General features: G+C 62.8%; 20 protein-coding genes and 1 pseudogene. 6 read left to right on the forward strand and 15 right to left on the reverse strand.

Annotated features, from left to right (window positions below; genetic code table 11):
* Positions 1-129 precede the first annotated feature (129 nt).
* From ccmI to ccmA, 9 genes are read right to left on the reverse strand one after another with little or no spacing between them, the layout of a single operon-like run.
* Positions 130-1347: a c-type cytochrome biogenesis protein CcmI gene (ccmI, locus tag DHB74_RS08075; protein ID WP_499161193.1), complete on the reverse strand. Its 1218-nt coding sequence runs from the start codon at positions 1345-1347 to the stop codon at positions 130-132.
* On the reverse strand, positions 1347-1820 hold the full coding sequence (locus DHB74_RS08080) for a cytochrome c-type biogenesis protein (RefSeq protein ID WP_036990484.1): 474 nt from the start codon (positions 1818-1820) through the stop codon (positions 1347-1349). Before DHB74_RS08080 ends, ccmI begins: the two co-directional genes overlap by 1 nt.
* The gene (locus DHB74_RS08085) at positions 1817-2386 is read right to left on the reverse strand and encodes a DsbE family thiol:disulfide interchange protein (RefSeq protein ID WP_036990485.1); all 570 of its coding nucleotides are present in this window, start codon (positions 2384-2386) and stop codon (positions 1817-1819) included. Before DHB74_RS08085 ends, DHB74_RS08080 begins: the two co-directional genes overlap by 4 nt.
* The gene (locus DHB74_RS08090; protein WP_499161194.1) at positions 2386-4359 is read right to left on the reverse strand and encodes a heme lyase CcmF/NrfE family subunit; all 1974 of its coding nucleotides are present in this window, start codon (positions 4357-4359) and stop codon (positions 2386-2388) included. The genes DHB74_RS08085 and DHB74_RS08090 overlap by 1 nt, the downstream gene beginning before the upstream one ends.
* 12 nt (positions 4360-4371) lie before the next feature.
* Complete coding sequence (ccmE, locus tag DHB74_RS08095) at positions 4372-4833, reverse strand: cytochrome c maturation protein CcmE (RefSeq protein ID WP_036990486.1); 462 nt, start codon at positions 4831-4833, stop codon at positions 4372-4374.
* Positions 4833-5000: a heme exporter protein CcmD gene (ccmD, locus tag DHB74_RS08100; protein WP_074780545.1), complete on the reverse strand. Its 168-nt coding sequence runs from the start codon at positions 4998-5000 to the stop codon at positions 4833-4835. Before ccmD ends, ccmE begins: the two co-directional genes overlap by 1 nt.
* Positions 4997-5740, reverse strand: coding sequence for a heme ABC transporter permease (locus tag DHB74_RS08105; RefSeq protein ID WP_036990488.1), 744 nt, complete (start codon positions 5738-5740; stop codon positions 4997-4999). The genes ccmD and DHB74_RS08105 overlap by 4 nt, the downstream gene beginning before the upstream one ends.
* Positions 5737-6408, reverse strand: a complete 672-nt coding sequence (ccmB, locus tag DHB74_RS08110) for a heme exporter protein CcmB (protein WP_036990489.1) — start codon at positions 6406-6408, stop codon at positions 5737-5739. Before ccmB ends, DHB74_RS08105 begins: the two co-directional genes overlap by 4 nt.
* Positions 6408-7043: a cytochrome c biogenesis heme-transporting ATPase CcmA gene (gene ccmA, locus DHB74_RS08115; protein ID WP_136869337.1), complete on the reverse strand. Its 636-nt coding sequence runs from the start codon at positions 7041-7043 to the stop codon at positions 6408-6410. The genes ccmB and ccmA overlap by 1 nt, the downstream gene beginning before the upstream one ends.
* A gap of 156 nt (positions 7044-7199) precedes the next feature.
* Between ccmA and fliK the strand changes: the two genes are divergently transcribed.
* On the forward strand, positions 7200-8849 hold the full coding sequence (gene fliK, locus DHB74_RS08120) for a flagellar hook-length control protein FliK (protein ID WP_136869336.1): 1650 nt from the start codon (positions 7200-7202) through the stop codon (positions 8847-8849).
* On the forward strand, positions 8849-9139 hold the full coding sequence (locus tag DHB74_RS08125; protein WP_499161195.1) for an EscU/YscU/HrcU family type III secretion system export apparatus switch protein: 291 nt from the start codon (positions 8849-8851) through the stop codon (positions 9137-9139). Before fliK ends, DHB74_RS08125 begins: the two co-directional genes overlap by 1 nt.
* A gap of 74 nt (positions 9140-9213) precedes the next feature.
* On the opposite strand, the pseudogene rluB reads toward DHB74_RS08125, so the two are convergent.
* The 6 genes and pseudogenes from rluB to DHB74_RS08155 form a co-directional block, all read right to left on the reverse strand.
* Positions 9214-10056 (reverse strand): annotated as a pseudogene (gene rluB, locus DHB74_RS08130) (23S rRNA pseudouridine(2605) synthase RluB); the annotation flags it as partial.
* Between the two features lie 74 nt (positions 10057-10130).
* The gene (gene scpB / locus DHB74_RS08135; RefSeq protein WP_036990494.1) at positions 10131-10877 is read right to left on the reverse strand and encodes an SMC-Scp complex subunit ScpB; all 747 of its coding nucleotides are present in this window, start codon (positions 10875-10877) and stop codon (positions 10131-10133) included.
* The gene (locus tag DHB74_RS08140) at positions 10858-11742 is read right to left on the reverse strand and encodes a segregation and condensation protein A (RefSeq protein ID WP_136869333.1); all 885 of its coding nucleotides are present in this window, start codon (positions 11740-11742) and stop codon (positions 10858-10860) included. The genes scpB and DHB74_RS08140 overlap by 20 nt, the downstream gene beginning before the upstream one ends.
* Positions 11742-12962, reverse strand: coding sequence for a tryptophan--tRNA ligase (locus tag DHB74_RS08145; RefSeq protein WP_074780533.1), 1221 nt, complete (start codon positions 12960-12962; stop codon positions 11742-11744). The genes DHB74_RS08140 and DHB74_RS08145 overlap by 1 nt, the downstream gene beginning before the upstream one ends.
* 97 nt (positions 12963-13059) lie before the next feature.
* A complete protein-coding gene (locus DHB74_RS08150; protein WP_036990495.1) occupies positions 13060-13692 on the reverse strand; it encodes an L-threonylcarbamoyladenylate synthase in 633 nt (210 codons plus the stop codon).
* Between the two features lie 64 nt (positions 13693-13756).
* On the reverse strand, positions 13757-14623 hold the full coding sequence (locus DHB74_RS08155) for a PHP domain-containing protein (RefSeq protein WP_499161196.1): 867 nt from the start codon (positions 14621-14623) through the stop codon (positions 13757-13759).
* 134 nt (positions 14624-14757) lie between these two features.
* Here DHB74_RS08155 and DHB74_RS08160 point away from each other — a divergent pair, with 134 nt between their 5' ends.
* From DHB74_RS08160 to DHB74_RS08175, 4 genes are all read left to right on the forward strand, one after another.
* The gene (locus tag DHB74_RS08160) at positions 14758-15060 is read left to right on the forward strand and encodes a YciI family protein (RefSeq protein ID WP_036990497.1); all 303 of its coding nucleotides are present in this window, start codon (positions 14758-14760) and stop codon (positions 15058-15060) included.
* A gap of 14 nt (positions 15061-15074) precedes the next feature.
* A complete protein-coding gene (locus DHB74_RS08165; protein ID WP_036990498.1) occupies positions 15075-15479 on the forward strand; it encodes an SH3 domain-containing protein in 405 nt (134 codons plus the stop codon).
* A gap of 14 nt (positions 15480-15493) precedes the next feature.
* Complete coding sequence (locus DHB74_RS08170) at positions 15494-16150, forward strand: response regulator transcription factor (RefSeq protein WP_036991106.1); 657 nt, start codon at positions 15494-15496, stop codon at positions 16148-16150.
* A gap of 121 nt (positions 16151-16271) precedes the next feature.
* Positions 16272-16643: a DUF4890 domain-containing protein gene (locus tag DHB74_RS08175; protein ID WP_051610983.1), complete on the forward strand. Its 372-nt coding sequence runs from the start codon at positions 16272-16274 to the stop codon at positions 16641-16643.
* Positions 16644-16648: the final 5 nt, after the last annotated feature.

Here is a 16648-nt window from a genome sequence, read left to right on the forward strand (position 1 = left end):
CCTTCTTCTACACATCCACCATAGGCTATGGGAGCGCGATCTCGCGGTACTTATCGTTTGTGCGGGAGCGGCCTTGGCCGCGAAGAGGCTGCGGGCTGGCCGTCAGGCCAACCCACGAGGAGGGATAGATCAGAGGGCGCGGTCGATTCGCAGTACGGTGGGCTGTTCCAGCTCTTCGCTGACGGTGATGTCGATAGCTTCGGCCGCATGGCTGGCCTGCATGACATCACTGGAAGTCGAGATGCGTGCACTCAACTGCAAGGCTTGCCCCTGCTGCAGCTGCACACCGGGCATCAGCGCATCGCTGGCATCCAGTACCACCTCGGTAGGCAGCTCGCCCTTGCCCAGACGCTGGGCGAGCAACGGCATGGGCGGACCCTGTGGGTCGCGGGCGGAGACGAAGACCACCGCGTCATCACCGAACTCGGCGGCCAGCTCATCAGCCAATTCCACCCGCACGCTGATCTGCAGTTGCTGCGCCGCTGGCGCCTCCACTCCATTTGCTGTTGCGCCGGCTTCCTGAATGCGTTGGCGCGCCCGCTCGATGCCGCCCTGGATTGCCCGAGCACCCTCGCTGCCCGGCGGCATACCGGCGAGCAAGCGCTCCCAGTAATTGATTGCACCGGCATATTCGCCGGACTCGAAAGCCGCGATCCCCAGCAGCCCCAATGCCGTCGGCTCATGGGGATTCAGCTCCAAGGCCCGATCCAGTGCAGCCACGGAGTCGGTGTCGAGCTTGTTGCCATTGGCGAAGAAGCGCGCCTGGGCCAGTTGAGCCAGCACTTCCGGCCGCTCGCCAAGGCGCTGCAGGCTGGCGGAAAAGGCATCTGCCGACTCCTGCGGTCGCTGATCAGACAGATAGGCGCGGCCGAGCATGTACCAGGCCTCTCCATTCTCCGGCTGGATCTCGGTGATACGCTCCATGCGGTCGATATAGCCATCAAGGTCTTCGGGGACCGGGTTATTCGCCATTTCCCGCGCCAGCTGCACACCCGCCGGGTTGCCCCAGCTCAGGTACAGGGCAATCACTACCAGCGGCAGGGCGCCAGCGGACAACAGCAGCGGCCAGGCGCGGCCACGGTGTAATGGCTGCCGCTGGTCCTCCGCCCGAGCGGTATCTTCCAGCAGCAACTTACCCGCTTCCTCCAGCGCCGAGTCATGCTGCTCTGCGCTCACCTCGCCGGCCGCCAGCTGGTTAGCCAGTTCGGCCACGCGTTCTTCATACAGCGCCACGTTGAGGGCGGTGCGGTCGGCCTTGCTGCGGCTACGCAGTTTCCACATCGGCCAGACTATTACGAGCATGCCTGCCAGGATCAGCAGCGCACTATACAACCAGAAATCAGTCATCAGCTGTCTTCTTCTCTTTCCAGCAGGGATTGCAGGCGTCGTTGTTCATCCTGATTCAAATGTTGCGTTTCGCTATCACGCAGCGCGCGCTGACGACGACGCAACAGGACCACCAGGAACAGGAAGCCACCCAGCAGCAACACGGCCGGCGCGAACCAGAGCACCAGGGTGGCCGGCGTCAATGCGGGCTTGTAACGCACGAAGTCGCCGTAGCGGCTGACCATGAAATCGACGATCTGCTCATCGCCCTTGCCCTCGGTGACCATGCGGTACACCTCCCGGCGCAGGTCCATCGCGATTGGCGCATCGGAGTCGGCGATATTCTGGTTCTGACATTTGGGGCAGCGCAGTTCTGAACTAACCTTGTAGAACTGCTCACGCTGCGCTTCGGTCTCGAACTCGTAGGTATCGATGGCCGCCAATGTCAGCGGTGCCAGACTCAAAGCCAGCAGGAAACCCAACCAGCGGATCATGGCGCACCTCCTTCATCGACCAGGGCCTGGTAACGCGGGCCCAGCTGCGTTTCCCATACACGCTCGTCGACCACGCCGACAAACTTGTAGCGAATGACACCTTCGGCATCGATCAGGAAGGTTTCCGGCGCACCGTAAACACCCAGGTCCAGGCCCAGTCGCCCGTCAGCATCGCTGATGTTCAACTGGTAGGGGTCATGAAATTCCTTTAACCATTGCCGGGCGTCCTCGGTGTTGTCCTTGTAGTTCACCCCATGGATGATCACGCCCTGGTCCGCCAGCCGGTTCAGCACCGGGTGCTCGACCCGGCAGGCGACACACCAGGTGCCCCAGACGTTGACCAGCGCCGGCTGACCCAGCAGGTCCGCCTGAGTGAGCAACGGTCCACCCTCTTCCACCGATGGCAGGGAAAAGTCAGGGAACGGCTTGTCGATCAGCGCTGACGGCAAGGTGCTGGGATCGATAGCCAAATCCTGCTGGGTCTTCTTGTCGTTCAGCGCCTTGAGAAACAGCACCAACAGCAGGATGAACAATACCAACGGAATCAGCATCCAGGGTCTGCGCATCAGACAGCCTCCCGTGTTGCCGTCTGGGGCACGGTGCGACGCTGGCGCACCTTCAGGCGATAGCGTTTGTCACTGGCCGCCAGCAGGCCACCGATGGTCATCAACAGACCGCCGCCCCAGATCCAGCGCACGAACGGCTTGATGTGCACGCGAATCGCCCAGGCACCATTCGCCAGCGGCTCACCCATGGCAACGAACAGGTCGCGGGTGAAGCCCGGATGAATGCCGGCCTCGGTCATCGGCATGTTCTGCACGGTGTAGAGGCGTTTCTCCGGCGTCAGCGTAGTGATACGGCGCTCGTTGCGGTATACCTCGATAATGCCCTCATCAGAGATCCAGTTCGGTCCTTCGCGGTGGTCCGCGCCCTGGAACACGAAGCGGTAACCGCCCAGTTCCAGCGCGTCGCCCGGCGCCATGCGCAGGTCGCGCTGACTGTCGAACAGACTGGCCCCTACCACGCCCACGGCGCAGACAGCGATGCCCAGGTGGGCCAGGGTCATGCCCCAGTAACTGCGGGTCAAGGCGCGTACGCCGCGGACCAGCCCCTTGTTTCGCGACTTGTCGAGAATGTCACGCAGGCTGGCACCCGCCACCCAGAGCACCAGAAACAGCATGCTGGCCACCGCCACGTGATGATCGCCAATCCACACCGCCAAGCCGACCGCGGCGATAGCCGACAGCACCAGCACCCACTTCAGTTGACCAACCAGCCATTTCACCGGCGTGTCTTTCCAGCGGCTCAGCACACCGACGCCCATTGCCAACATGAGCGCGGCCATCAGCGGTACGAACAGCGCATTGAAGTACGGCGGCCCCACCGAAACCATGGTGCCGGTCAGCGCATCCAGGGCCATGGGGTACAACGTACCCAACAGCACCATCAGGGTCGCCACCACCAGGATGACGTTATTGACCAGCAAGAGGGTTTCCCGGGACCACAGGGCGAAGCCAATCTGGCTCTTGACCACCGGGGCACGCAGGGCGTAAAGCGCCAGCGAACCGCCGACCACGATCAACAGGAAGCCGAGAATGAAGACGCCCCGCTCCGGGTCAGTGGCGAAGGCATGAACCGAGGTCAGCACGCCCGAGCGAACCAGGAAGGTGCCCAGCAGACTGAGGGAGAAGGCGGCGATGGCCAGCAACACGGTCCAACTCTTGAACACACCGCGCTTTTCGGTCACCGCCAGCGAGTGAATCAGCGCGGTACCGACCAGCCAGGGCATGAAGGAAGCATTTTCCACCGGGTCCCAGAACCACCAGCCGCCCCAGCCCAGCTCGTAATAGGCCCACCAGGAGCCCAGCACGATACCCAGTCCGAGGAAGGCCCAGGCGACGATGGTCCAGGGCCGCGACCAGCGCGCCCAGGCCGCATCCAGGCGTCCACCCAACAGCGCAGCAATGGCGAAGGCAAAAGCCACCGAGAAACCGACATAACCCATGTACAGCATCGGCGGGTGCACAATCAGGCCAAAGTCCTGCAACAGCGGGTTCAGGTCGTTGCCATCGGCGGGAAAGAACGGCAACTGGCGATCGAAGGGGTTGGATGTCATCAACATGAATAGCAGGAAGCCGATACTGATCATGCCCATGACCGCGAGCACCCGGGCGAGCATTTCTTCCGGCAGGTCGCGGGAAAAGACCGCCACGGCGAAGGTCCAGGCCGCCAGAATCAAGGCCCACAGCAACAGCGAGCCTTCGTGACCGCCCCACACGGCACTGACCCGGTAATACCAGGGCAGCGCGGAGTTGGAGTTGAGTGCCACGTAGGTCACGCTGAAGTCATTGCTGACAAATGCGTATACCAGACAAACGAAGGCGAACAGTACGAACAGGCACTGGGCCAGGGCCGCCGGCTGGGCAAAGCCCATCGCCAGGGTATCGCCGCGCCAGGCGCCATACAGAGGAATGGTGGCCTGCAACACCGCCAGTACCAGGGCGATAATCAGGGCAATCTGGCCAAGTTCGGGAATCATGCAGCCTCCGAATCAGTTGACGGACGGCGTATAGCCGTCCACTTTCATGTGTTCGACCCTTTTCAGGGCCTCGGCCACTTCCGGCGGCATGTATTCTTCATCGTGCTTGGCCAACACTTCATCGGCCATCAGCACGCGGTCCTCATTCAGACGCCCCATGGCGACGATGCCTTGCCCCTCGCGGAACAGGTCAGGCAGGATGCCGCTGTAGGCGATGGTTACCTGCTCGGCACCGTCACTCACGTCGAATGTTACTTGCAGGCTGTCGGGCGCGCGTTTCACGCTGCCGTTCACCACCATGCCGCCGGCACGGATGCGGGCATCCAGTGGCGCCGTTCCAGTGGCAATCTCCGTGGGGGTATAGAACAGGTTGATGTTCTGCTTCAACGCGCCCAGCGCCAGGGCCACCGCGACACAGACTCCAACCACGACCAACAGGATCAGCAACAGGCGTTTCTTGCGCTGCGGATGCATTATTTAACCTCCCGACGGCGGCGACGCGCCTCTTCATTGACCAGACGACGACGGGCCAGCCAGGGCTGCACCACGTTCAACGCCAATACGACCAGAGTTATGGCATAGGACGACCAGACATAAACACCGTGCCCGTCCATCGCCAGCATGTCTGCCAGATTGTTCATGATGATTTCTCCAGCACCTCGCGCACCCAGCGCGTCTTGTGCTCACGACGCAACACCTCGAGCCGCATCCGCATCAACAGGCTGACGGTGAACAAGGCATAGAAGCCCAGCACCATCAGCAGCAGCGGCAACCACATCTCCACCGGCATGGCCGGCTTCTCGGTGATCTTGAAAGTGGCCGGCTGGTGCAAGGTATTCCACCAATCCACCGAGTATTTGATGATGGGAATATTCACTACGCCGACGATCGCCAGCACAGCGGTAGCCTTGGCCGAGGTTTCACGATTGCTGATCGCCTGCCCCAGCGCAATGATGCCGAAATAAAGGAACAGCAGGATGAGCATGGACGTCAGTCGCGCGTCCCAGACCCAGTAGGTGCCCCAGGTCGGCTTGCCCCAGATGGCGCCGGTCAGCAGCGCGACGAAGGTCATCCAGGCGCCGATGGGCGCAGCGCACTTGAGCGCCACGTCCGCCAGCTTCATACGCCAAACCAGACTGACTATCCCCGCCACCGCCAGCATCATGTAGCAGGACTGGGCGACGAAAGCCGCCGGCACATGAATGTAGATGATCCGGAAGCTGTTGCCCTGCTGGTAGTCCTCCGGGGCAAAGAACAGCCCCCAGACGCTGCCGACCGACAGCAACAGCACACCGGCCACGGCAAACCAGGGCAGCCAGCGGCCACTGATGTCATGAAACCATTTGGGCGAACCCAGTTTGTGGAAGAAACTCCAGTTCATTCACTCACTCCAATACGCAATCCGGCGGCAATGGCGATGGGGGCCAGACTCAGCGCCAGCATCGCCAGACAGCCGAGCCACAATGCATAACCGGTCACCGGCATGCCCTGCAATGCCGCATCCATCGCCCCGGTTCCGAGAATCAATACCGGGATATAGAGCGGCAGGATCAGCAATGCCAGCAGCACGCCACCGCTCTTGAGGCCCACCGTCAACGCCGCACCAACGGCGCCCAACAGGCTCAGTACCGGCGTGCCCAACAACAGCGTCAGCACCAGCACTGGCAGGGATGATAGCGGCAGGGCCAGCATCAACCCGAACAGCGGCGCCAACAGCACCATCGCCAGGCCGGAAAGCAACCAGTGGTGCAGCACCTTGACCAGCACCATGAGGGCCAGCGGGTGCGGTGACAATACCCATTGTTCCAGCGAGCCGTCGTCGTAATCGCTGCGAAACAGGCCATCGAGCGACAGCAGCGTGGCCAGCAACGCCGCGACCCAGATAACCCCGGGTGCCATGCTGCGCAGCATGCTGGGCTCCGGCCCGACGGCCAGCGGAAACAGACTCACGACCAGGGCGAAGAACACCAGCGGATTGAGCAGATCGCCCGGACGCCGCCAGGCCAACCGCCACTCGCGGCAGAACAACAACCACACGACCCTGCGCATCAGTTGAGCTGCCCCATATCCAGTTGACGCACACCTGGCAGGTGCTCCAGACCGTGGTGAGTGGTCATGATCACCATTCCACCCAAGGCCGCGTGCTTCACAATATGCTTTTCCAACGCAGCTACGCCGGCCTTGTCGATGGCCGTGAAAGGCTCATCCAGAATCCACACGGGATGCCGCTCAAGATACAGCCGCGCCAGCGCCACACGGCGATGCTGTCCGGCGGACAGGTTATGGCAGGGAATATCCTCGAAGCCCCGCAGGCCAACCTGCTCCAGCGCCTGCCAGATAGCCTCGACCGCTACCGGCTCGCTCAGAGCACAGAGCCAGCTCAGATTTTCCTCGGCAGTCAGCGCGCCCTTGACCGCCGGAGCGTGCCCGATGAACAGCCGATGGCGACGCCAGTCTTCCTGACCGGCACCATGAAAGACCGACCGACCGCCATAATGGATATCGCCCGCCGACGCCGGCAGCAGCCCGGCCATAATGCGCAGTAGACTGGTCTTGCCGGACCCGTTGGGGCCGGCCACCTGTAGTATCTCCCCGGGTTCGAGTCGCAGCGACAGCGAAGCAAACAGCTCACGCTGATCCCGCTCACAGGCCAGGCTGTCCAACTCAACAGGCAGTGGCTTCACTTTTACTCCAAACCATCGGGAAGAGAATATCGTTCACTCATGTTTACCTGTGCGCTGCCGCTATACTGCATAGGCGACAGGCACCTTGGTGACTGGCGCCATTATACATAGCGCCCCTACCCTGAGGTGCCTGATTTACATCAATATGTGACACACATGACGCCGGATCTGAACCTGCCGCCCATCACCGCCAACCGCCCTGGAACCGGGGCTCTAGCCCCCACCACGACGGCCTCGGCGGTGGCTCTGGAGTTGCTGCGTCCGATTGCCGCAGCGACCTTGGCACCAGGCGAAAGTGCCCAAGCCGAGGTGGTCGCCAGCCAGCCCCGATCCGGCCCGTTCGAAGTGCTGCTGCGCCTGGCCAAGGCGGGCCTGCCGCCGACCGATGTAAGCGTGCTCAGCCGCCAACCACTGGAAGCGGGCACCGGCCTGACGGTGCAGGCGGTCAGCCCCACCCGCCTGCTGGCAGTGCTCGACAGCCTGGCCACACAGGGCGCTGGCCAGACACCACTGACCAAACTGGACCCGCAGCTGTTTCCCCAGGGCAGCCTGGTGCAGGCGCGCATCATCAACAGCCAGGCATTACCCGCGGCCAGCGAGCAGGCCCGCTTCGCCATCCTGGCGAAGATTCTGCAGGGGCCGGCAGCCGGCGCGGTCCTGAGCCTGGACAGCAGCCGCGCCGCCACACCCGGCAGCCTGCTGACAGCCCAGGTGGGCAGCCAGGGCGAGCTGCGCGTCACCTCCGTCACCGAGCAGGTTCGCCAGCTCGACCTGCTGCAAGGCATGCGTACCACCTTGCAAACCCAGGCGTCCGCCGAACCCCTGTTGCGTATGCTGGATAAACTGGCGGCGCTACCGGACCTGCCACCGCTGTTACAGGCCGGCATGCGCCAGGTGCTGACCCATGTCACCACCCCTGAATATTTGAGCACCCCCGCCGGGGTCGCCCAGGCGGTGCGTCAGAGCGGTATATTCCTGGAAGCCGGGCTCGCCCAGTTGAGTCAGACACTGCAGACCGGTAGCGCATCAACCGCCAACCAATCGCCCACCGAGTCGATGCAGCAAAACCTGTTGCCACCCCTGGCACGGCTGCTGCCCCTGCTCTCCAGTCTGGCCACACCGCCCGGCGCCGAACCTTTACCCGGCGCGGATTTCAAAGCCAGCCTGCTCAACCTGCTGGTCACTCTGCAACATCAATTTCCGCCGGATACCAGCAAATTCACTGCCCTGCCCCCCGGCCCGTGGCAGGCCGCCGCGTTAACAGCCAGACCGGGCCTGTTTCCACTGCCCTCGCGAGCGCTGCAGACCCTCAGCGATGCGCCCGATCTCGGCAGCCTGCTGCGCTTGACCGCCGCCCTGCTGGCACGCATTCAGCACCATCAGTTCCAGGGCCTCGGTCAGACCCAGACCTTCACCGACGGCAGTACCCAGACTGTCTGGCAGCTGGAGATTCCGTTGCGTGAAGGTCAGCAGTTCACCCAGGTGCAGATGCGCATTCAGCGCGATCAATCGGCGCCGGACAGTCGCCAGACCGAGCAAACGCCCCAATGGGAAATACGCCTGGCCTTCAATCTGGAAAGCCTCGGTCCCATGCAGAGCATCGCCCGACTGTACAAGGGCCGCGTCAGCAGCGAATTCTGGGCCGAACAGAGCGATACCCTGCAGCGTATCAACGCCGAGATGGGCCGACTGCGCGACCGTCTGCTGACCCGCGGATTGGAAGTCGGTGAACTCAGCGCCCACCGGGGCAGCCCACCAGCACCACAGCAAGCGGTGCAACAACGCTGGATCGACGAGGTAACCTGATGAGCGAACATCGCGAAGCCATTGCGCTGCTCTACGAGGGCGGCGAACAGGCTCCCACCGTCACCGCCAAGGGTGAGGGCGAACTGGCCGAACGGATCATTGAATTGGCCATGGACCATGAAGTGCCGATCTATGAAAACGCCGACCTGGCAAGCATGCTGACGCGCATGGAACTGGGTGACCAGATCCCTGAAGCGCTGTACCGCACCATCGCCGAGATCATCGCTTTCGCCTGGCATCTACAAGGCAAGACGCCGGCGGGGTTTGTACCGCCGGACGAGGAGAGTTAGTCGCGTTACTTGCGCGTACGATCGCTGCCCTTGAACTTGTTCTGACGCACGACACGCGCCTGGTGCATGGAGGGTTTGCGGGCCTGGCGCTTCTGCTTTTCCTTCTCGGCGACAGTGGACTCCGGCAGGCGCACTGGCTTCAGGCCAACCTCTTCACTGAGCACATCGAGTTCGTTCTGCTTCATTTCGCGCCAGCGACCGACCGGCAGTTCCGGACCGAGGAAGACCGGCCCGAAGCGGACCCGCTTGAGGCGATTGACCCGAACGCCCTGGGATTCCCACAGCCGTCTGACTTCCCGGTTGCGGCCTTCCATCAGGCAGACGTGGAACCAGCGGTTGATACCTTCGCCGCCAGAGCTGACCACATCGGTGAACTTGGCGGGACCGTCATCCAGCATGACGCCGGTCAGTAGCCGCTCGACCATGGCTTCGTCGACTTCGCCCATCACCCGCACCGCATATTCACGGTCCATCTGCGAGGATGGATGCATCAGCCGGTTGGCCAGCTCGCCGTCAGTGGTGAACAGCAGCAGGCCGGAGGTATTGATGTCCAGTCGCCCGATATTGATCCAGCGCCCCTGCTTCAGGCGTGGCAGCTGTTCAAATACCGTCGGCCGCCCTTCCGGGTCATCGCGGGTGCAGACTTCGCCTTCGGGCTTGTTGTAGATCAGTACGCGGCGTACCACCTCGGTGTTGAGGTCACGCTTGAGGGGACGGCCATCGACCATGATCTGGTCCAGGCTGTCGACCCGGCAACCAAGTTGCGCAGGCTCGCCGTTGACGGTGACGCGGCCGGCGCCGATCCAGCCTTCGATCTCGCGACGCGAGCCAAGGCCCATACGGGCCAGTACTTTCTGGAGTTTTTCTCCGGAAACCGGTGTTTCTTCGGTTTCTGGATTGATAGGTTGGTCAGTCATGCGTGGCACCTCCCGGTGTGATGGGGACAATTTCCGGGGAATCCGGTCGCGCAGAATAGCATCGACCTGCCGGCTCAGCCAGCGGGGTCGGGCTCGCTGTCATTCTCGACTGGCGGCAGCAGGTCATCGAAGTCCGTTTTCAGATCGGTTTCCATTGCCTCCAGCTCCGCCAGCAACGCACCGAAATCACCCGTACCGACGCTGCCGTCCGCCACCAATGGAACTACAGGGTCCCAGCCCGGCGTGCTGTCACCGGTATCCGACATGCCGACCAATGGCGATACCGACTCTTCCGTGCTTTCCCGCAGGTCGGCCAGCGGCGGTAGCTCCGCCAGGTTGCGCAGGTTGAAATAATCAAGGAATTGCCGCGTGGTAGCGTACATCGCCGGGCGGCCTGGCACCTCGCGATGCCCCACCACCCGCACCCACTCGCGCTCGAGCAGTGTACGGATGATCTGACTGCTGACGGCCACCCCACGCACGTCCTCGATCTCGCCGCGGGTGATGGGTTGTCGGTAGGCGATCAGCGACAGGGTTTCCAGCAGCGCCCGGGAGTAGCGCTGGGGCCGCTCTTCCCACAGGCGCGAGACCCAGGGCGCGTATCCATCGCGCACCTGCAAACGCCAGCCGCTGGCCACCTCGCGCAACTCCACCGAGCGCTCCGCCAGATCCTTGGCCAATTGGGCCAGCGCCTGGCGCAACTCCTCCAACGAAGGTGCTGTGTGCTCGTCGAAAAGCTCGCGCATTCGCTCCAGCGATAGCGGCTTGCCGGCAGCCTGTAGCGCCGCCTCCAGAATCCGTTCAAGCGGTGGTTGAGTCATCGTTCCTTGCCTTGACGTGAATGGGCGAAAAGGGCTCGCTCTGCACCAGGTCGACCAATTGCTCCTTGACCAGTTCCAACACCGCCATGAAGGTCACCACCACGCCCAGCTTGCCCTCGCTCGGCTGGTAGAGACTGATGAAAGGTACGAACTGGCCGCCCCGCAGGCGATCCAGCACATCAGCCATGCGCTCGCGGGTCGACAGCGTCTCGCGACTGATCTGATGACTTTCGAACATGTCGGCGCGGCGCAGGACCTCGCTGAGCGACAACAACAGCTCTTCCATGCTGATATCCGGATGGGCCTTGCGCGTTTCCAATGGCGGCGGTGCGGCAGCCGCCAGGGCGATATCCCGCCCGACCCGCGGCAGCGCGTCGAGATCCTCCGCCGCCTGGCGGAACCGCTCATATTCCTGCAACCGACGAATCAGCTCAGCGCGAGGATCGTCGTCAAAGTCAACATCGTGATCCTCTTCCTGACGCGGCAACAGCATGCGCGACTTGATCTCGGCCAGCATCGCGGCCATCACCAGGTATTCGGCCGCCAGCTCCAGTCGCACCGTCTTCATCAGCTCGACATAACCCATGTACTGGCGGGTAATTTCGGCAACGGGAATATCGAGGATGTCGAGGTTCTGGCGGCGGATCAGGTACAACAGCAGATCCAGCGGCCCTTCGAACGCATCAAGAAAAACTTCGAGCGCCTCGGGGGGGATGTACAGATCCTGGGGCAGCTCGGTGAGTGGCTGGCCGTTGATGACGGCCAGCGGCAGCTCATGCTGAATCGGGCCCGGCAGCTCTGCAATCGGCTCGCCGCTCACCGCAATGGGTGCAGCGGCCAGTTGTGCAGGTTCCCGGGCGCTCATCAGCCGCGACGGTAGTTCAGGCCGATGGCCTGGCGCACTTCAACCAGAGTGTCGCGAGCCGCGTCGCGGGCACGCTCGGCTCCTTCGCTGAGGATCAGGCGTACTGCGTCCGGATTCTCTTCATACTCCACGGCCCGCTGCTGCATGGGCGCCAGCTCGGTGCAGATCGCATCGATCACCGGCTTCTTGCAGTCCAGACAACCGATCCCAGCGCTGCGGCAACCCTGGTTGACCCAGTCATGGGTCGCCTGGTCGGTGTATACCAGGTGCAACTGATAGACCGGGCACTTGTCTGGATCGCCCGGATCGGTACGCCGTACCCGCGCCGGATCGGTAGGCATGCGGCGGATCTTCTCGCTGACCTCGTCGGTGGTATCGCGCAGGGTAATGGTGTTGCCATAGGACTTGGACATCTTCTGCCCGTCGAGACCAGGCATCTTCGAGGCCGGCGTCAACAGCGCCTGGGGTTCGGGCAGAATCACCTTGCCGCCACCTTCGAGGTAGCCGAACAGGCGCTCCTTGTCACCGAGGGTGATGTTCTGCTGTTCCTGCAACAGCGCCCGTGCGGTATCCAGCGCCTCGCTGTCACCCTGCTCCTGATAGGCGGTGCGCAGGTTGTTGTACAGCTTGGCCGCTTTCTTGCCCATCTTCGACACGGCAGCCCGCGCCTTGTCCTCGAAGCCAGCCTCCTTGCCGTACAGATGATTGAAGCGCCGCGCCAGTTCCCGGGTGATTTCCACATGGGACAGTTGGTCAGCACCAACTGGCACCAGGCCGGCACGATAAACGAGGATGTCCGCACTCATCAGCAACGGATAGCCCAGGAAACCGTAGGTAGCCAGGTCCAGATCACGCAGCCTTTCCTGTTGATCCTTGTAGGTCGGCACCCGCTCCAGCCAGCTCAGCGGCGTGGACATGGACAGCAGCAGGTTCAGCTCGGCATGTTCCGGTACCTGAGACTGGATGAACATGGTCGCGGACGTACCACTGACGCCCGCCGCCAGCCAGTCGATCATCATGTCCCAGACGTTCTGTTCGATATCCTGCGGGGTTTCGTACAGCGTGGTCAGCGCGTGCCAGTCGGCAGCGAAGAAAAAGCACTCGTACTCATGCTGCAGCTTTACCCAGTTCTTGAGCACGCCATGATAATGACCTAGATGCAGGCGCCCGGTGGGGCGCATGCCGGACACGACCCGGCGCTGGGATTCAACGGAACTCAAGGGAAACTCCTGATTGTCTGGTGATACATGGTGTTGGCATTGTGCTGCTTATCATACTCTTCGGCCCCGGCGCCTGCATGGGGCGCCGGTTGACCAATCATTCACGGCTGACGCCGAAGGGTTCGGGGTCGCCTCGGCCAATGCGGCGCACTTCGGTTTCCCCGTTGAGCAAGGCCACCACGGTGGTGGGCTCGATAGTACAGGCGCCGCCGTCGATAATCAGATCGACCTGCTTGTCCAGACGCTCGCGGATATCCTCGGCATCAGTCAGCGGCAGACTCTCGCCCGGCAGTTGCAGAGTCACGCTCATCAAGGGCTCGCCCAGGGCTTCGAGCAGCGCCAGGGTCAACTGATGGTCAGGAATGCGCAGACCGATGGTGCGCCGCTTGGGATGCAGCAGGCGCCGCGGTACTTCGGTAGTAGCGTGCAGGATGAAGGTGTAGGGGCCAGGGGTGTTGTTCTTCAACAACCGGAAGGTGGCGTTATCCACCTTGGCATAGGTGCCCAGCTCCGACAGGTCGCGGCAGACCAGGGTGAAATTGTGCTTGTCATCCAACTGGCGCAGACGGCGGATACGTTCCAGCGCGTTCTTGTCGCCCAGGTGGCAGCCCAGGGCATAGGCAGAATCAGTCGGATAGGCAATAACCCCACCGTCACGCACGATTTCCACGGCCTGGCGAATCAGACGCGCCTGCGGATTGTCGGGGTGGATTTGGAAATATTGGCTCACGGCTGCATTCTCGCTATGTTTTCCCGCAGTTTAGGGAACTGCGCCTTTTCCGTCGAGCGGCCGCTCATGGCATGACATTATCGGGGAACCGCGCATCCTGCCATACCGGCGCGCAATCGGCCGGTAAGGGCGTCATCTGGCCCAGCGCCATCCACGGCGAATCCGGATGATGAAAATCACTGCCGCAACTGGCGAGAAAACCGAATTCGATGCTCATGCGCGCCAGTACCGCCACCTGTTCCGGTGCCTGCTTGCCGTTGGACACTTCGACGCCACGCCCACCGGCCTGGGCGAAATCGCGCAATAGACGGCGGATACGCGCCCGGGTGAAGCCGTAATGCCAGGGGTGCGCCACGACGGCCAGCCCGCCCGCCTCGCGCAACTGTGCCACCGCCGTTTCCAGCGCCGGCCAGTGCTGTTTGATATCACCCAGCTTGCCCGCCCCCAGCCACTTGCGGAAGGCTTCACCGCGATCACGCACGTATCCGGCCTGCACCATCCAGTCAGCGAAGTGCGGCCGCGCCGGTGGGCTATCCGGGTCGCTGCCGGTTGCCTGCTGTACCGCCAGCGCCCCTTCCAGCGCGCCGGGCATACGCTTGGCAGCCAGCCGATCGGCGATCTGCTCGGCCCGCTGCCAGCGGCCATCGCGCACGCCAGCCAGCGCCTCCCGCAGGGCCGGAGACTGCATGTCGAAGCCGTAACCCAGAATGTGCACGGTATGGCCCTGCCACTGCGCCGACAGTTCGACGCCGCTCACCCAGTCCATGCCATGCGCTGCGGCGGCCGCCTGGGCCTCCGGCAGACCATCGAGCGTGTCATGGTCGGTCAACGCCACCAGGTCGATACCGGCCGCGGCCGCACGCGCCATCAACTCGGCGGGCGCCAGGGCGCCATCCGAAGCCGTGCTGTGCATATGCAGGTCCGCTAACAAATTTGCTCCAGGGCCATCATCAAACCAGGCCATTCAGGGAAAGAATTTGGCTATTATGCCGTCTGGGCGCTGACAATGCCCAACTGAATGGCATAAGTTACTGCACTATCACCTACCCACCCCAAGGATCCGACATGTTATACGCCATCATGGCCAGCGATGCCCCCGGCACCCTCGATGCACGAATGGCTGCCCGCCCCGACCATCTTGCCCGTCTGCATCAACTGCAGGACGCCGGCCGCCTGGTGCTCGCTGGCCCGCATCCGGCCATCGATTCGAATGATCCCGGCAGCGCCGGCTTTACCGGCAGCCTGGTGGTGGCCGAGTTCGACTCCCTGGAGCAGGCCCGGGAATGGGCCGATCAGGACCCCTACATTGCCGCCGGCGTCTATGACCAGGTACTGGTCAAACCCTTCAAGCGTGTTCTGCCGGCCTGATGAGGAGCACCCGAATGTCCCTTCGCCCATCCCTGCTGCCGCTGCTGGCCGCCTTGCTGCTGCCACTGCCACTGCATGCACAGCAGGCCGACGCCCCGGTCGATCCGCAGATGCCCACCGCCGAGCAGGATGTCGGCACGCTGCAGGCCGAACTGGCCAAGGTCGAGGCCGAGCGCCAGCGCCTGGCTGACGAACTGGCCAACGCCGCCGACCATACCGAGGTGGAGCGGTTGGGCAGGCAGAACCTTGCCCTGCGCGACCGACTGGTCGCCATGGAAGAAGTCGCCGCGCGCAATCAGCAAGAGCAGCAGCGCAAGTGGTTCATCGTCGGCGGTGCCACCGTCGCCGGCAGCCTGCTGCTGGGCTGGATACTGGCGCAGCTCGGCGGTCGTCGCAAACGCAGCGAGTGGCTGAATTGAACCAGTCGGTATTGATGATCGACGACGATCAGGAACTCTGCGAACTGCTGGGTTCCTGGTTGGCCGCCGAAGGCTTCACCCTCACCAGCGTACACGACGGTCCTGCCGGCCTCGAAGCTGCCCGCACCGGCAGTTATGGCGCCATCGTGCTGGACATGATGCTGCCAGGCATGAACGGCCTGGAAGTGCTGCGCGCTCTGCGTCCGCACTGCAATACCCCGCTATTGATGCTCAGCGCCCGGGGCGAGCCGGTTGACCGCATTCTCGGTCTGGAACTGGGTGCCGATGATTACCTGGCCAAACCCTGCGATCCGCGGGAACTGGTGGCCCGCCTGCGCGCCCTGCTGCGCCGCGCCATGCCGATAGCCGATGAACAGTTGCTGCAGGTCGGTGACCTGCGGCTCGACAGTGCCAGCCTGATGGTCTGGCAGAACGACGAACTGCTGCCACTGACCCAGACCGAAGTATTGATCCTGCGCGAACTGCTGGAGCGGCCGGGCCAGTTGATCGACCGTCAGAGTCTGTCGCGCCAGGCCCTGGGCAAGCCGCTCGGCCCCCATGACCGCAGCCTGGACATGCACATGAGCAATCTCAGGCGCAAACTCGGCCCCCACGAGGACGGTCGCCCGCGCATCCAGTCCATCCGCGGCCGGGGCTATCTGTACAGTTGAAACGGGAACAGACGGATCTTTACACAGCCTTTACCGCCCGCCAGCCCTGCTTGACATCCCCATGACTAGACTGGATACCAATGGCCGGACACGCCGGTCATCTGCAAACCAGGAGATACCCATGAAAAAGACACTGATGGCAGGTCTGTTCGCTCTCACTACCGCCGCATCCTGTGTAGCTCTGGCCATGCCCGGCATGGATGGGGACAAGGGTCGATACCATGAGCGGCACATGGAACGGATCGCGACCGAACTGGAGCTGACGACCGAGCAGCAGGAACAGCTGCGCGCCGTGCACGAAGAGCAGTTCGAGAAAATGAAAGCGCTGCACGAAGAGAAAAAGGAAAAAATGGATGCCATTCTCACCGACGAACAGCGCCAGAAGATGCAGCAGATGCGCGAAGAAAAGCGCGAAAAGATGAAGAAGCACATGGAAGAGCGCAAGGAGCGTAGAAGCGACAAGCGCGACGACACGCGCTCTGACGCGAGCTGATCCGC

It is taken from the genome of Pseudomonas sp. G11-1 (genome assembly GCF_024031555.1).
GTDB lineage: Bacteria > Pseudomonadota > Gammaproteobacteria > Pseudomonadales > Pseudomonadaceae > Halopseudomonas > Halopseudomonas bauzanensis.

What these genes read in the sequence shown, in the direction of transcription:
- DHB74_RS08125 (WP_499161195.1), top strand. Translation starts at nt 8,849, where the DNA reads ATGAGCGAACATCGCGAAGCCATTGCGCTGCTCTACGAGGGCGGCGAA.
- DHB74_RS08080 (WP_036990484.1), bottom strand. Translation starts at nt 1,820, where the DNA reads ATGATCCGCTGGTTGGGTTTCCTGCTGGCTTTGAGTCTGGCACCGCTG.
- DHB74_RS08090 (WP_499161194.1), bottom strand. Translation starts at nt 4,359, where the DNA reads ATGATTCCCGAACTTGGCCAGATTGCCCTGATTATCGCCCTGGTACTG.
- ccmE (WP_036990486.1), bottom strand. Translation starts at nt 4,833, where the DNA reads ATGCATCCGCAGCGCAAGAAACGCCTGTTGCTGATCCTGTTGGTCGTG.
- DHB74_RS08165 (WP_036990498.1), top strand. Translation starts at nt 15,075, where the DNA reads ATGTCCCTTCGCCCATCCCTGCTGCCGCTGCTGGCCGCCTTGCTGCTG.
- DHB74_RS08105 (WP_036990488.1), bottom strand. Translation starts at nt 5,740, where the DNA reads ATGAACTGGAGTTTCTTCCACAAACTGGGTTCGCCCAAATGGTTTCAT.
- DHB74_RS08170 (WP_036991106.1), top strand. Translation starts at nt 15,494, where the DNA reads ATGATCGACGACGATCAGGAACTCTGCGAACTGCTGGGTTCCTGGTTG.
- DHB74_RS08085 (WP_036990485.1), bottom strand. Translation starts at nt 2,386, where the DNA reads ATGCGCAGACCCTGGATGCTGATTCCGTTGGTATTGTTCATCCTGCTG.
- DHB74_RS08175 (WP_051610983.1), top strand. Translation starts at nt 16,272, where the DNA reads ATGAAAAAGACACTGATGGCAGGTCTGTTCGCTCTCACTACCGCCGCA.
- DHB74_RS08140 (WP_136869333.1), bottom strand. Translation starts at nt 11,742, where the DNA reads ATGAGCGCCCGGGAACCTGCACAACTGGCCGCTGCACCCATTGCGGTG.
- ccmD (WP_074780545.1), bottom strand. Translation starts at nt 5,000, where the DNA reads ATGAACAATCTGGCAGACATGCTGGCGATGGACGGGCACGGTGTTTAT.
- ccmB (WP_036990489.1), bottom strand. Translation starts at nt 6,408, where the DNA reads ATGCGCAGGGTCGTGTGGTTGTTGTTCTGCCGCGAGTGGCGGTTGGCC.
- DHB74_RS08160 (WP_036990497.1), top strand. Translation starts at nt 14,758, where the DNA reads ATGTTATACGCCATCATGGCCAGCGATGCCCCCGGCACCCTCGATGCA.
- fliK (WP_136869336.1), top strand. Translation starts at nt 7,200, where the DNA reads ATGACGCCGGATCTGAACCTGCCGCCCATCACCGCCAACCGCCCTGGA.
- scpB (WP_036990494.1), bottom strand. Translation starts at nt 10,877, where the DNA reads ATGACTCAACCACCGCTTGAACGGATTCTGGAGGCGGCGCTACAGGCT.
- ccmI (WP_499161193.1), bottom strand. Translation starts at nt 1,347, where the DNA reads ATGACTGATTTCTGGTTGTATAGTGCGCTGCTGATCCTGGCAGGCATG.